Origin of the sequence: Aquipuribacter hungaricus (genome assembly GCF_037860755.1) — a bacterium.
Lineage (GTDB): Bacteria > Actinomycetota > Actinomycetes > Actinomycetales > JBBAYJ01 > Aquipuribacter > Aquipuribacter hungaricus.
The window spans coordinates 1-14,116 of the sequence record NZ_JBBEOI010000087.1 but is presented as its reverse complement, the minus strand read 5'-3'; the positions used below and the strand labels follow the sequence as shown (position 1 = coordinate 14,116).

Below are 14,116 nucleotides of genomic sequence, written 5' to 3'. Positions count from 1 at the left end.
CGGGGTCGACGCCCCCGGGGCCGGCGCGACCGGCCCGGCGTTCGGTCGTGGGCGTGGTCGCGGTGGCCGCCGCCGCGGTCGTGGCGGCCACGGTCGCCGTCCAGGCCGTGCGCCCGGAGTCGGACGTCGGCGCTGCACGTCCCCCGGTCGTCACGGCGGCCGACAGGGCTGTGCCCTCCCGGGCCGGACCGCAGGACAGCACCCCGCCGGCCGGCGCTGGACCGGACGGACCGCCTGCACCCGCCGTCCCCCCAGCGTCGACAGCAGCCCCGGCAGCCCCGGCAGCCCCGGCAGCCCCGGCCCCGGTCGCCGCCGCGGTGACCCCGGCCGCGCTCCGCGTGCCCGCCATCGGGCTCGACGAGCCGCTCGTCCGCCTGGGCATCCAGCCCGACGGGTCCGTCGAGGTCCCCGCAGACCCGGACGAGGCGGGCTGGCTCACCGGCAGCGCCGTCCCCGGACGGACCGGGCCCGCCGTGCTCGCCGGCCACGTCGACTCCGCCGACGGCGTCGCCGTCTTCACCCGGCTGTCCGAGCTCGGCCCCGGCGACGCGGTCGAGGTCGACCTCGACGACGGCACCACCGCCCGGTTCGTCGTCACCGGGGTCGAGCGCTACGACAAGGACGCCTTCCCCACCGCGCGCGTGTACGGCCCGGCCCCCGCGCCCGTGCTGCGCCTGGTCACCTGCGGCGGCGAGTTCGACCGGCAGGCCGGCGCGTACGAGGACAATGTCGTCGTCTACGCGGTCCCCGCGCCCTGACCCGGTGGCCGACCGCCCGGCACCCGGCCGCGCGGGCCCCCGGGCCGTCAGGTGGGATCCTCGACCGGTGAGCGCTCCCGCCGTGCCGGCCAGGCACCACCCGCTGACCGAGCTCTGGTCCCGCTACCGCGCCTACCGGCCCCGGCTGGTCCTGGCGGTCGTCATGTCCGTGGTGAACAAGGTCATGGACGTCATGCCGGAGCTCATCATCGGCGCGGCGATCGACGTGGTCGTCCGCGGCGGCGACTCGTTCGTCGCCGGCGTGCTCGGCGTCGAGGACCGGTTCGCGCAGCTCGGCTGGCTGGCCGCCCTCAACGTCGTGGTCTGGGTGCTGGAGTCCGCGAGCGACTACGCCGCCCAGGTGCTGTGGCGGGGCCTGGCGCAGGCGGTCGAGCACGACATGCGGGTGGAGGCGTACGGCCACGTCCAGTCCCTCGACGTCGGCTGGCACGAGGCCCGGACCACCGGCGGCACGCTGGCCGTCCTCAACGACGACGTCAACCAGCTCGAGCGGTTCCTCGACGTCGGGGCGCCGACGATCATCGGCCTGGTCGTCAACGTCGTCCTCGTCGGGGCCGTCTTCGCGGTGAGCTCGTGGGAGCTCACGCTGCTGGCGTTCGCCCCCATCCCCGTCATCGTCGCGGGGTCGCTGGTGTTCCAGCGCCGCCTGGAGCCGCTGTACGCGCGGGTGCGCGAGTCGGTGTCGGTGCTCAACGGCACCCTCGCGGCCAACCTGGGCGGCTTGCCCACGATCAAGGCCTTCACCGCCGAGCAGCGCGAGCTCGACCGGGTCGCCGCCGCCTCGCTGGAGTACCGCGCCGCCAACACGCGCGCCATCCGAAGCTCGGCCGCGTTCGTACCGCTCATCCGCATGGCGATCCTCGCCGGCTTCACCACGACGCTGCTGGTCGGCGGCTGGGCCGCGCTCGAGGGCCGCCTCGAGGTCGGGCTGTACTCGGTGCTCGTCTTCATGACGCAGCGGCTGCTGTGGCCGCTGACCCGGGTGGGCGAGACGCTCGACCTGTACCAGCGCGGCATGGCCTCGGCCCGCCGCGTGCTCGCGCTGCTGGACGAGGAGGCGACCGTCGTCCCCGGCACCGGGACCCTGCCGGGCCCGGCGCGCGGCGGCGTCGAGCTGCGCGGGGTCCACGCCGGCTACGCCGACGGCCCGGACGTGCTCGCCGGCATCGACCTCGTGGTCCCCCCGGGCGAGGTGCACGCCGTGGTCGGGCCCACCGGCGCCGGCAAGTCGACCCTGCTGCGCCTCGTGCTCCGGTTCCAGGACCCGCGCTCCGGCCAGGTCCTGCTCGACGGCACCGACGTGCGCACGCTCGGCTGGGAGGCCCTGCGCGGCGCGATCGGCTACGTCAGCCAGGACGTGTTCCTGTTCCGCGGCAGCGTGCGCGACAACATCGCCTACGGCCGCCCCGACGCCACCGACGACCAGGTCCGTGCCGCCGCGGTCGCCGCCGAGGCCGACGGCTTCGTCCAGCAGCTCGCCGACGGCTACGGCACCCTCGTCGGCGAGCGCGGGGTGACGCTGTCCGGGGGCCAGCGGCAGCGGCTCGCGCTGGCCCGCGCCATCCTCCGGGACCCGGCGCTGCTCGTCCTGGACGAGGCGACGTCCGCCGTGGACAACGAGACCGAGGCCGCGATCCAGCGCTCGATGGTCCGCGTGACGCAGGGGCGCAGCGCCCTCATGGTCGCCCACCGGCTGTCCACGGTCCGCGACGCCGACCGGATCTGGGTGCTCGACGGCGGCCGGGTGGCCGAGAGCGGCAGCCACGACGAGCTCGTCGCCGCCGGGGGCGCCTACGCCGCGATGTGGGCGATCCAGACGGGCGCCGCCCTGGCCCCCCGGTGACGGGTACCCTGGTCCGCAGCGAAGGGGAGTAGCCCTCACGCCACCGGTCGACATGCTGGCCGCAGGACGCGTCGCAGACGCCCCCGCAGCCCGGTCGGTGGGCCTCGTGCAGCGAGGTGGGCGAGACCTTCGGCACCGTCATCCGACGCCGGGCCCTGCCCGGCACGACGTGGCGCGGTGCCGAGGCCCCCGCGCCCCGGTCCTGCGCCCGGAAGGGGCCCTCGTGCCCGACCTGTCCCTGCCGGCGGTCGACCTCGCGGTCGCGCTCAGCGCCTTCGTCCCGCTGCTGCTCCTCGAGCTGCCGGACAAGACCTTCGTGGCGACGCTCGTGCTGTCCTCCCGCTTCCGCCCCCTCGCGGCGTGGGTCGGCGTCGGCCTGGCGTTCGGCGTGCAGTGCGCCATCGCGGTGGCCGCGGGCGGGCTGCTCTCGCGCCTGCCGGAGACGCTGGTCGCCGCCGCGGCGACCGTGCTGTTCCTGGTCGGCGCCGTGGTGCTCTACCGGGACGCGCGCCAGGGCGAGGGGATGGACGAGGAGGAGGCGGCCGAGGCGGCCGCGGCCGACCGCCGGACCCCGTTCCTCCGCGCGGCGACGACGAGCTTCCTCGTGCTGTTCGTCGCGGAGTGGGGCGACCTCAGCCAGCTGTTCACCGCGGGGCTCGCCGCCCGCAGCGCCGACCCCGTGTCGGTGTTCGTCGGCTCGTGGGCGGCGCTGCTGTGCGTGGCCGGCCTGGCGGCGACCCTCGGGGCCACGCTGGCCTCCCGGCTCCCGCTGCGCGCCGTCCGGATGACCGGCGCCGTGGTGTGCCTGCTGCTGGCCGTCCTCAGCGGGCTGCAGGTGGCAGGGGTCGCCGTCCCGTTCTGAGCGCGGCGGGCTCCAGCTCCCCCGGGCGCGACGCGTCCTCGGCGTCCTCGGCGTCCTCGCCTGCAGGCCCGCGCGGCGCCGTGACCGCGCCCACGTCGAGCCACAGCAGGGCGACGTCGTCGCGCAGGCGTCCGCCGACGTGGTCGCGGACCGCCTCGACCAGCCCGCCCAGCAGCCGGTCCCCGCGGGCGCCGGACAGGTCCCGCAGCACCTGGTCGAGGTCCAGGAACGGACCGCCCGGCCGGCGCGCCTCGGTCAGCCCGTCGCTGTGCAGCAGCAGGCCCGAGGTCCCCGGCGGCAGGGCGGCCGGGGCGGTCCCTCCGGCCCCGAGACCCAGCGGGACGTCGACCGGCAGCACGGCGTCGCGCGGGGCGCCGCCGTCGAGCAGGACGGGCGGCGGGTGCCCGCACGACACCCCGTGCACGGTGCCGTCGCGCACCTCGAGGACCACGGCGGTGACGAAGTCCTCGGCGCTGCCCTCGGTGGCGACGACGTCCTCGAGCAGGGCGACCACGTCGGTGAGGGAGGCGTCCCGGCGGGCCGCGGCGCGGAAGGCCCCGAGCACGTAGTTGGCCATCCGCACCGCGGACAGCCCCTTCCCGCGGACGTCGCCCATGACGACGCGGACCCCGTGCGGGGTGTCGAGGACCTCGTAGAAGTCCCCGCCGACGTGCGCCTCGGCGTCGGCGCCCAGGTAGCGGCTGGCCAGGCCCACCCCGCCGACGCTCGGCGGCAGCGGCCGGATGATGGCCTCGGTGACGGCCGCCACGACCCGGTCGGCGTCGGCGAGGCGCCGCTCCGCGCGGACCCGCTCGACGGCCGCGACGACGGCCACCACGCTGAGCAGCGCGATGATGCCGAGCCGGGTGGCCTGCGCCCAGACGAAGCCGTCGTCCGCCACCAGCCCGAAGGCCCCGGCCGCGAGCAGCGTGACGACCGCGACGAGGACCACGGTCCGGGGCGGGCCCAGCACCGCGGCCAGCAGCGGCGCGGACACCAGCACCCCGACGAAGGCGGTCTTCGGCCCCTCGATCTGGTCGGCGAGCAGGACGACGGCCATGAGGAGGACGGGCAGCAGGAACGCCATGAGCGGGCGCGTCGCCGCCGTCCGGTCGGCCGTCCACGGGCTCGTCGTCGCCACCGCCGCTCCCCCTCCCCGGGGCTGCGCGCCCCCGCCGGGGCCTGCCCCGTCGACCGCGGCCCCTGCCCGACCCTGCCACACCGGGCGGCGGGGCGGGCCGGGCCGGGCGCTCAGCCCTCGTCGGTCGGGGCGGCCGGCACGGCAGCCGAGACCTGCTGCCCGAGCCACCACATCTGGCGGTCGGCGCAGCCCTGCGGGTCGCGCAGCGAGCAGGTCGTGCACACCCGCGCCGCGCCGGTCTCCGGCGGGAACAGGGCGTAGTACTCGCGCATGGCGTCGGTGAGGTCGGCGTCCGGGGTGGGCTCCGGCTCGGGGCGCTGGTAGGCCAGGCAGCAGCCGGCCTTCTGCCCGAGGTAGACCGGGCCCCACGGCGCGGTGGCGGTGCGGACGCTCGGGCTGACCCGCCACGGGGCGCCCGGGGCGGTCACCGCGGTGCGGAGCCGCTCGACGACGTCGTCGCGGACCGGCAGGTGCGGCTGGTAGGTGGGGCTCAGGGCGATGGCGTCGGCGACCTCGGCCCACAGGCTGCGCGCACCCACCCGGCCGATGCCGCGGACCGCGTCCACCACGGGGCGGACGGCCCGGACGAGCGCGTCGACGGTGCGGACCACGAGCTCGGCCTCGTCGGCGACGACCTCGACGCCGGGCTGGCCGGCCCACGGGTGGCCCGGCGGGACGACGACCGTGCAGCCGTCGAGCCGCACCCGGTCCACCCAGCCGCCCGGGTGCAGCCGCCACCGCAGCGGCGCGGTGTCGACCAGCACGCCGGCCCCGCCCGTGCCGAGCACGAAGCCCACGGCGTCGGCGACGGTGCCCGCGGCCCAGCCGACGAGCCACTTGGCCGCCATCTGCGGCGTGCCGCCGTCGGTGTCGAGGATGCGCCGGTGGGCCGCCCGCAGGAACGCGGCGTCCTCGCCGAGCACCTCGGTCTCCCCCACCCAGGCGTGCCCGCTGGTGTCGACGCCGCCCTCGTGGACCGCCGCGTGCTGCTCCAGGTGCGTGGCGAGGAACTCCGCGGGCGTGGCCGCGACCAGCAGGGGCCGGGCGGCGAGCACGGCGCTCACGCGGCACCGCCGGCGACGCCGCGGCGACCGCTCCGGCCGAGCGGGACCACCATCGGCGTCCCGGTCACGGGGTCGGGGACCACCCGGCACGCCAGCCCGAAGACCTCCGCCACCATCCCCTCGGTCACCACGTCGGCCGGGGGGCCCTCGGCGACGACGACGCCGTCCTTCATGGCGAGGAGGTGGTCGGCGTAGCGGGCGGCCTGGTTGAGGTCGTGCAGGACGAGGACGACCGTGCGCCCGTCGGTCTCGTTGAGGTCGGCGAGCAGGTCCAGCACCTCGACCTGGTGGGCGAGGTCGAGGAACGTCGTCGGCTCGTCGAGCAGGAGCAGGTCGGTGCCCTGCGCCAGGGCCATCGCGATCCACACCCGCTGCCGCTGCCCGCCGGACAGCTCGTCCACGGGGCGGGCGGCGAGCTCGAGCGTCCCGGTGGCGACCATGGCGCCGGCCACCGCGGCCTCGTCCTCGCTGCCCCACTGCCGCAGCCAGGTCTGGTGCGGGTAGCGGCCGCGGGACACCAGGTCGGCCACGGTGATGCCGTCGGGGGCGGTGGGCGACTGCGGCAGGATCCCGAGCCGGGCGGCGACCTCGCGGGTGCGCAGCTTCCGGATGTCGTGGCCGTCGAGCACGACCCGGCCGTCACGGGCGGGCAGCAGGCGCGCGAGCCCGCGCAGCAGGGTCGACTTGCCGCACGCGTTGGCGCCGACGACGCACGTCACGGCGCCGGTCGGGACCGCGAGGGTGAGCCCGCGGACCACCTCGCGGTCGTCGTAGCCCAGGCGCAGGTCCTCCGCGCCCAGCCGGCTGCCGGCGGCCCCGGCCGGGCCCGCGGCGGCGGCACGAGGGGCGGCAGCAGCGACGGGGAGGGCGGGGGCGGCGGTCCGGGGGCGTTCCATGATCGACATCAGCCGGTCCTTCCGACGCGGTTGGCGCGCGTGAGCAGCCACAGCAGGTAGGGGGCCCCGACGAGCCCGGTGACGATGCCCACCGGCAGCTCGGTGGTGCCGAAGGCGGTGCGCGCGACGAGGTCCGCGACGAGCACGAGGAGGGACCCGGCCAGGGCGGCCGGGACGAGCGTGAGGGGGGCCCGCACGAGGCGGCGGGCCAGCGGTGCGGCGAGGAAGGCGACGAACGACACGGGCCCGGCCACCGCGGTGGCCGACGAGGCGAGCCCCACCCCGACGAGGACGAGCAGTGCGCGGGTCCGCTCGACGGGGACACCGGTGCCGCGGGCGGTGTCGTCGCCCAGCTGCAGGGCTCGCAGCGGCCGGGCGAGCGCGAGCACCGCGGGGACGAGGACGGCCGCCGCGACCGCGAGGACCCGGACGTCGTCCCAGCCGCGGCCGTTGAGCGAGCCGGTCAGCCACACCGTGGCCTGCTGGACGTCGTAGATCTCGGCGCGGGTGAGCAGCCACTGGGTGAGCGAGGTGCAGACCGCGGCCACCCCGATGCCGACGAGCACGAGCCGGTAGGCCGACAGCCCGCCGCGGTAGGCGAGCAGGTACACCAGCGTGGTGCTCACCAGGCCGCCGGCGAACGCCGCGACCGGCGTCGGCACCCCTGCGAGCAGGGCACCGGCGGTACCGCCGACGGTGGTCCCGGACACGATGACGAGGACCGCGGCCGTGGTGGACCCGGCGGTGATGCCGATGATGTCGGGGCTGGCCAGGGGGTTCCGCGCCAGGCTCTGGAACACCGCCCCCGACAGGCCGAACAGCGCGCCGACGAGCACGCCGGTCACCGCACGGGGCAGCCGCAGCGTGGTGACGACGAAGTCGGCGTCCGGCCCGCCGCGCCCGACCACCGCGGGGAGCACCTCGCGCAGCGGCAGCCGGAAGTCCCCGAGGGTGAGCGAGACGGCGAACACGGCCACGCACGCCAGCGCCAGCCCGGTGGAGACGACGACGGCTCGGGCCCGCCCGGTGGTCCGGCTGCGGCGCACGAGCGCGAGCGCCTCCGGCGGGGGCCCGGCGGCGGGACGGCGGGGGGCCGGGGCGGCGGCGGCCGGGCTGGTCAGCGTGGTCATCCCGCTCACACCTGCGCCAGGCCACGACGGCGGACCAGGGCGATGAAGAACGGGGCGCCGATGACGGCCGTGACGAGCCCGACCTGCAGCTCGCCGGGGGGCGCGACCACGCGGCCGAGGACGTCGGCGACCACGAGCAGCACCGGCGCGAGCACCGCCGACCACGCCAGCACCCAGCGGTAGTCCGGGCCCGTGATGGCGCGCGCGACGTGCGGGACCGTGAGCCCGACGAAGGCGATGGGGCCGGCGGCCGCCGTGGCGCCGCCGACGAGGAGGACGACCGCGACCGCCGCGACCACCCGGGTGAGACCGACGCGCGCCCCGAGCGAGCGGGCCACGTCGTCGCCCATCGACAGGGCGTTGAGCGAGCGCCCGGACGCCAGCGCGACGACGGTCCCGACGAGGAGGAAGGGCGCGACCTGGGCGGCGACGGTGAGGTCGCGGCCGGCGACGGACCCGACGGCCCAGAACCGGTAGACGTCCAGCGTGGCGACGTCCAGCAGCAGCACGGCCGTGGTCAGCGAGGTGAGGAACGCCGTGACGGCCGCCCCCGCGAGCGCGAGCGTGACGGGGGTGGCGCCGTCGCGGCCGGTCGCCCCCAGCAGGTACACGGCGACCGACGTGACCGCGGCCCCGGCGAAGGCCGCCCAGACGTAGCCGGTGAGGCTGCCGACGCCGAGCACGAAGATCGCCAGCACGACCGCCAGGGCGGCCCCGGCGCTCACGCCGAGGATGCCGGGGTCGGCGAGCGGGTTGCGGGTGAGCCCCTGCATGAGCGCCCCGGCCAGGCCGAGCGCGACACCCACCATGACGGCCATGACCGTCCGCGGCACGCGCAGCGAGCGGACGACGAGGTGCTCCTCCGACGTGGGGTCGAAGGCGGTGAACGACTGCACCACGTCGACCAGGGCGACCGGGCGGGAGCCGACCGCGAGGCTCACCAGGGCCAGCAGGCCCAGGAACACGAGCGCGCCGAGCAGACCGAGCAGCCGGCCCGTGGGGCGGCGGAGCACCCCGGCCCTCCCGGCGACGGCACCCGCGGACGTCACGACGGGGGTCGCGCGCGGCGCCGTCGTCGTGGCCACGGGTCTCCCTCGTCCTGTCGGACCCGGCCCGGCGTCGCCGTGCGGGGTGTGCGGGTGGAGCCGGAATAACACCGCACCCCGGTGTGCTGTGGTGGTGAGGCTAACCTAAGCCGGGGGAGGGTGGCGAACGTGCAGGCGACAGGCAGAATGACGACCGTGAGCCACGACCTGATCGACACGACGGAGATGTATCTGCGCACCGTGCTCGAGATGGAGGAGGACGGGGTCGTCCCCATGAGGGCCCGCATCGTCGAGGCGCTCGGCCACTCCGGCCCCACGGTCTCCCAGACCGTCGCCCGGATGCACCGCGACGGTCTCGTCGACCTCACCGACGACCGCCGGCTCCAGCTCACCGACGAGGGCCGCCGGATCGCCACGGCCGTGCTGCGCAAGCACCGCGTCGTCGAGCGGCTCCTCGTCGACGTCATCGGCCTGGAGCTCGACCACGCGCACGAGGAGGCCTGCCGCTGGGAGCACGTGGTCTCCGACCGCGTCGAGGCCCGGATCGTCAGCCTGCTCGGCGACCCGTCGGTGTCCCCGTTCGGCAACCCCATCCCCGGCCACGCCGACGGCACCCCCGCCGTCGACGAGGCCACCGGCCTGGCGCCGGGGCAGCGCGCCCTGTCCGACGTGCCGGACGGCACCCGGGCCCGGGTCGTCCGGCTCGGCGAGCCCGCCCAGAGCCCGCGCGCGCTGCTCGTGGCCCTGGTCGAGGCCGGCGTCGTGGCCGGAGGCGAGGTCGAGGTGACGGTGGCCGAGGACGGCGCCCGCCTGGTCGGCCGTCCGGGCGCCAACCCGGTCCGCCTGGTGGAGCCCACGACGCGTCACGTCCTGCTGCACCCCCTGGGCTGACGGGGCGACGCCGGACCCTGCGGGGACGGCGGCCCGCCCCGGACGCGCTGTCCCGGGTGCCCGCGCCGGTCGCCGCCCCTACTGTTCGCCGCATGGCAGCAGGCGACCGCGCGCGCGAGGAGATCGAGGACGCCAAGGACAGCGACGAGGTCGACCTGCTCCAGCGGGTCGGCCGCTACGGCTACGTCGTCTACGGGGTGTTCCACGTCGCCCTGGCGGTGCTGTTCTGGAACCTCGCCTTCGGCGGCGGCGGCGGCGAGGAGGCTTCGACGAGCGGGGCGATGCAGACCCTCGCCGACCAGCCGTTCGGCATGGTCGTCATCTGGGTGGTCGCGGTGGGCCTCACCCTGCTCAGCCTCTGGCAGCTCGTCGAGGCGGTCCTCGACCCGGACGACGACGGCACGAAGGGCCGGCTCAAGGCCACGGGCAAGGCGGTCGGCTACGGGGTGGTCGCAGTGGCCGCGTGGCGCTTCGCCGTGGGCGGCGGCGGGGGCGGCGGGAGCAGCGAGGAGACGCTGACCGGCCGGCTGCTGCAGCTGCCGCTGGGTCGCGTGCTGGTGGGCCTCGTCGCCGTCGGGATCCTCGTCGTGGCCGGGTACCACGTCTACAAGGGCCTGACCCGGAAGTACATGGAGGACGTGGAGACGCTCGACCTGTCGCGCCGCGCCCGCCAGGTCGTCGACTGGTCCGGCCGCGTCGGCTACCCCGCCAAGGGCGTGGCGTACGGCTCGATCGGCGTGCTGTTCCTGCTCGCGGCGGTGCGGGCCGACAGCGAGCAGGCCGGCGGCCTCGACGAGGGCGTGACCGCGCTGCGCGACGCACCGGGCGGGCAGTACCTCATCGCCGCCATCGGGCTCGGCTTCGCGCTGTTCGGCGTGTACTGCCTGGCCCGGGCACGCAGCGCGGGCGACGCCGTGGGCTTCGGGCGCGGCTGAGCCTCCCGGTTCCCCGCTCTGCCCGGTACGGCCCGCTGCTCAGCGCGGCGGGTTGGCCCGGGGCGGCCACGCCCGCGGCACCGAGCGCAGCAGCGGCAGCACCCGCGGCGCGACGACGGTGGACAGCACGACGACGCTCGTCGACCGGGCCACCACCGACGAGCGGCTGATGGCGAGCAGCGTCTCCTGCAGCCCCTCGTGCGATGCCGCCGCCACGGTGCACATGACGTCGCCCACGCCGGTGACCGCGTAGGCCTCGACGATGCCGGGGACGGCGGCGAGGTCGGCCGTCGCCTGCTCCAGCCCGCCCTGGGCGATCTCGAGCTGGACGAAGGCCCGCACGCCGAACCCGGCCGCGGTGACGTCGACGTCCGGGCCGTACCCGGTGACGACCCCGGCCTCCTCGAGCCGCTGGACCCGCGCCTGGACGGTGGCCCGCGCGACTCCGAGGGTGCGCGACAGCTCCAGCGCCCCGGCTCGCGGCTGGTCGACGAGCGCCTCCAGGAGGGCGACGTCGAGGGCGTCCATCTCCACCGGGGCCTCCAGGTGTGCTCGCAGCACAGCAGGACGGCCCTGCTGCTCGGCGGACTGTACGCCCGGACCACGGCAGGGGGCGCCGCTCGTGCAGCAGGTCGGGCAGGTGGTGTGCTGCTGGCCGGACGCGACCCGTCCGACGTCACCCCCGGAGCGAAGGAGCCCCCCGTGACCCTGGAGCAGACCCTCACCGACGCCGAGCGCCTGGCCATGCTGGACGCGGCGACCCTGCAGCAGCTCGTCGGCCTCGTCGAGCACGACGCCGCCCACGACCCGTTCCCCGTCAGCGGCTGGGACGCCGTGGTGTGGGCGTGCGGCAACGCCACCCAGGCGGCGATGTTCTACCAGCACGTGTTCGGCATGGAGCTGGTCGCCTACTCCGGTCCGGAGACGGGCAACCGCGACCACCACGCCTTCGTCCTCACCACCGGCGCCGTCCGCTTCGTCCTCAGGGGCGCGGTCGACCCGGACAGCACGGTCGCCGACCACCACCGCGCCCACGGCGACGGCGTCATGGACATCGCGCTCGAGGTCCCGGACGTCGACCGCTGCGTCGCGCACGCGCGCGCCCAGGGCGCCACCGTCGTCGTCGAGCCGCACGAGACCAGCGACGAGCACGGCACCGTGCGCACCGCGGCGATCGCCACCTACGGCGACACGGTGCACACCCTCGTCGACCGGTCCCGGTACTCCGGGCCGTACCTGCCGGGCTTCGTGGCGCGCACCTCGCCCGCCCAGGGCGCCCAGGTGTTCCGGGCGCTCGACCACGTGGTCGGCAACGTCGAGCTCGGCCGGATGGACACCTGGGTCGACTTCTACAACCGCGTCATGGGCTTCACGAACATGGCCGAGTTCGTCGGCGACGACATCGCCACGGAGTACTCGGCGCTGATGAGCAAGGTCGTCGCCTCGGGCGACCACCGCGTGAAGTTCCCCCTCAACGAGCCGGCCGTCGGCAAGAAGCGCAGCCAGATCGACGAGTACCTCGAGTTCTACCGCGGCCCCGGCGCGCAGCACCTGGCGCTGGCCACCGACGACATCCTCGCCGCCGTCGACCGGCTGCGGGCCGCGGGCGTGCAGTTCCTCGACACCCCGGACTCGTACTACACGGACCCGTCGCTGCGCGCCCGCATCGGCGAGGTCCGGGTGCCGGTCGAGGAGCTGCAGCGCCGCGGGATCCTCGTCGACCGCGACGAGGACGGGTACCTGCTGCAGATCTTCACCAAGCCGCTGGGCGACCGGCCGACGCTGTTCTTCGAGATCATCGAGCGCCACGGCTCCCTCGGCTTCGGCAAGGGCAACTTCCAGGCGCTGTTCGAGGCGATCGAGCGCGAGCAGGAGCGCCGCGGCAACTTCTGACCCCGCACCCTGCCCCTGTTCGGCCCGGTCCGGCCCCGGACGCACCGACGGCCCGCTCCCCGGTAGGGGGCGGGCCGTCGGCGGGGGGGGCGTCAGTTCTTGAAGACGTCCTTGATCTTCTCGCCGGCCTGCTTGAGGTCGGCGGAGGACTGCTGGCCACGGCCCTCGGCCTCGAGGCGCTCGTCGTCCGTCGCGCGACCCAGGCCCTCCTTGGCCTTGCCGGCCAGCTTGTCGACGGTGTTCTCGGCCTTGTCTGCGTCCGACACGGTGCCTCCTCGGTGTGGGCGGGCCCGGTGGCCGGGACCGCGTGTGGTCGAGCAGCAAGTGGGTACCCCCGCTCCCGACGCACGACACATCGACCACGAGGCACGACAGCACGGCAGCACGACGGGTGGGCGGGCACGACGGGGTGCACGGCACGCGAGAGGCGACCGAGGACGGTCGGGACGAGGACAGGACATGAGCGCACGGCACCGCGGGCCTGCCCGCACGGCACGGCACGGCCGCACGGCACCGGCCGGGTACGCCGGCGTCACCTCCCTGGACAGCGTCCGCCGCCCCGGCCCGCTGGTCGTCGCGCTCGTCGGCAGCCGCTGCTGGGTCGCCGACGCCCTGGCCCGCGCGCTCGTCGAGGCCGGCGATCGCGTCGTCCGCCTGGACCCCGACGACGAGACCGGCCTCGGTCACGGCGCCACGGGCTGCGGCGCGGACGTCGTCGTGCACCTGGCGGCCGGCCCGCGCGAGGTCAGCCTGCGCGGCCAGAGCGAGCCCGCGCTGGAGACGCTGGCCGCCCTGCACGCCGCCCGCGTGGACGGGGCCCGCCTGGTCATCGCCTCCCTGCCCGGCAACGCCTCCCGGCTCGCCGCCGACGAGGCCCTGGCCGACGGGTTCCGCACCGCCCACGACGTCGAGACCGTCGTCGTGCAGGTGGCCGAGTGCTACGGCCCGGGGATGCCCGCCGGCCGCACCGGCGTGCTGTCCCGGATGCTCGACCAGGCCCGGACCGACGGGGTCGTCGTGGTCGACGGCCACGACGGGGCGGAGCACGCCGTGTGCTTCGTCGACGACGCCGTCGCCGGCCTGCTCGCCGTGGTCCGGGGTCCCGTCTCGGGCCGGTTCCGCGTGGCCCCCGCCGTCGGGCACCGCACGGTCGAGCTGGCGCAGGCCGTCGCCGAGGCGACCGGCACGTCCTACCGGGTGCGCGACCGTCGCCTCCGGGTCGCCCGCACCCCGTCCGAGGCGACCGCGGGCTCCCCCGCGCCGTCGCCGGCCGGGCGGACCGCCGCACCGGCCGACCTCCCGCCCGGCTGGTCGCCGGCGGTGGCGCTCGAGCAGGGGTTGGCACGGCTCGGGCTCTCGGTCGCCGACGCGGGCCGGACCGGGACCGGTGTCGTCGTCGACCTGCGCGAGCCGCTCGTGCGCCTGGGCGGCGACGTCGCCTGAGCCGGCTCGTCCGCGTGGGCTCGTCCGTTCGTACCGGTCGGCGCGGAACCCGCCCGCTGGCCTGACCGGCGGTCCTAGCGTCCGTCCGTGAGGACGATCCACCCCTGGGAGCCGGTGCTGCCGGTTCCGGACGAGCCGGCCGCCCAGCTCCCGGCCGCTGCCGCCCCGCGTGCCCGGGCCCGCACGGGCCGGC

At 76.5% G+C, this 14,116-nt stretch carries 14 protein-coding genes; 7 read left to right on the top strand and 7 right to left on the bottom strand.

Annotated features, from left to right (window positions below; genetic code table 11):
* Positions 1-47: 47 nt before the first annotated feature.
* The 3 genes from WCS02_RS10760 (at position 48) to WCS02_RS10750 (ending at position 3,484) form a co-directional block, all read left to right on the top strand.
* Positions 48-758, top strand: a complete 711-nt coding sequence (locus WCS02_RS10760) for a class F sortase (protein WP_340292908.1) — start codon at positions 48-50, stop codon at positions 756-758.
* Positions 759-825: 67 nt separating this feature from the next.
* Positions 826-2,622, top strand: a complete 1,797-nt coding sequence (locus tag WCS02_RS10755; RefSeq protein WP_340292901.1) for an ABC transporter ATP-binding protein — start codon at positions 826-828, stop codon at positions 2,620-2,622.
* Positions 2,623-2,845: 223 nt separating this feature from the next.
* Positions 2,846-3,484: a TMEM165/GDT1 family protein gene (locus tag WCS02_RS10750; RefSeq protein ID WP_340292899.1), complete on the top strand. Its 639-nt coding sequence runs from the start codon at positions 2,846-2,848 to the stop codon at positions 3,482-3,484.
* Here WCS02_RS10750 and WCS02_RS10745 read toward each other — a convergent pair.
* From WCS02_RS10745 to WCS02_RS10725, 5 genes are all read right to left on the bottom strand, one after another.
* On the bottom strand, positions 3,444-4,625 hold the full coding sequence (locus WCS02_RS10745; RefSeq protein WP_340292897.1) for a PP2C family protein-serine/threonine phosphatase: 1,182 nt from the start codon (positions 4,623-4,625) through the stop codon (positions 3,444-3,446). The two genes, WCS02_RS10750 and WCS02_RS10745, sit on opposite strands and share 41 nt — an antisense overlap.
* 110 nt (positions 4,626-4,735) lie before the next feature.
* Positions 4,736-5,689, bottom strand: coding sequence for a hypothetical protein (locus WCS02_RS10740; RefSeq protein ID WP_340292895.1), 954 nt, complete (start codon positions 5,687-5,689; stop codon positions 4,736-4,738).
* Positions 5,686-6,594, bottom strand: a complete 909-nt coding sequence (locus WCS02_RS10735) for an ABC transporter ATP-binding protein (protein ID WP_376983514.1) — start codon at positions 6,592-6,594, stop codon at positions 5,686-5,688. The genes WCS02_RS10740 and WCS02_RS10735 overlap by 4 nt, the downstream gene beginning before the upstream one ends.
* Positions 6,594-7,715 (bottom strand): FecCD family ABC transporter permease, encoded by a 1,122-nt coding sequence (locus tag WCS02_RS10730; RefSeq protein ID WP_340292893.1) that lies wholly within the window; start codon positions 7,713-7,715, stop codon positions 6,594-6,596. Before WCS02_RS10730 ends, WCS02_RS10735 begins: the two co-directional genes overlap by 1 nt.
* A gap of 5 nt (positions 7,716-7,720) precedes the next feature.
* Positions 7,721-8,800 carry a FecCD family ABC transporter permease gene (locus WCS02_RS10725; protein WP_340292891.1) on the bottom strand — a complete coding sequence of 360 codons (1,080 nt, stop codon included), beginning with the start codon at positions 8,798-8,800 and terminating at the stop codon, positions 7,721-7,723.
* A 147-nt stretch (positions 8,801-8,947) separates the two neighbouring features.
* On the opposite strand from WCS02_RS10725, the gene WCS02_RS10720 reads away from it, so the two are divergent.
* A complete protein-coding gene (locus WCS02_RS10720; RefSeq protein WP_376983512.1) occupies positions 8,948-9,652 on the top strand; it encodes a metal-dependent transcriptional regulator in 705 nt (234 codons plus the stop codon).
* Between the two features lie 92 nt (positions 9,653-9,744).
* Positions 9,745-10,587, top strand: coding sequence for a DUF1206 domain-containing protein (locus WCS02_RS10715; protein ID WP_340292887.1), 843 nt, complete (start codon positions 9,745-9,747; stop codon positions 10,585-10,587).
* A gap of 39 nt (positions 10,588-10,626) precedes the next feature.
* Here WCS02_RS10715 and WCS02_RS10710 read toward each other — a convergent pair whose 3' ends face one another.
* Positions 10,627-11,148 (bottom strand): Lrp/AsnC family transcriptional regulator, encoded by a 522-nt coding sequence (locus WCS02_RS10710; RefSeq protein WP_340292885.1) that lies wholly within the window; start codon positions 11,146-11,148, stop codon positions 10,627-10,629.
* 183 nt (positions 11,149-11,331) lie between these two features.
* On the opposite strand from WCS02_RS10710, the gene hppD reads away from it, so the two are divergent.
* Positions 11,332-12,480 (top strand): 4-hydroxyphenylpyruvate dioxygenase, encoded by a 1,149-nt coding sequence (gene hppD / locus WCS02_RS10705; protein ID WP_340292903.1) that lies wholly within the window; start codon positions 11,332-11,334, stop codon positions 12,478-12,480.
* A 92-nt stretch (positions 12,481-12,572) separates the two neighbouring features.
* Here the strand turns inward: hppD and WCS02_RS10700 are convergent, their stop codons facing one another.
* Positions 12,573-12,746, bottom strand: a complete 174-nt coding sequence (locus tag WCS02_RS10700; RefSeq protein WP_340292883.1) for a CsbD family protein — start codon at positions 12,744-12,746, stop codon at positions 12,573-12,575.
* A 193-nt stretch (positions 12,747-12,939) separates the two neighbouring features.
* Between WCS02_RS10700 and WCS02_RS10695 the strand changes: the two genes are divergently transcribed.
* Complete coding sequence (locus WCS02_RS10695; RefSeq protein ID WP_340292881.1) at positions 12,940-13,923, top strand: NAD-dependent epimerase/dehydratase family protein; 984 nt, start codon at positions 12,940-12,942, stop codon at positions 13,921-13,923.
* The last annotated feature ends 193 nt before the right edge of the window (positions 13,924-14,116 follow it).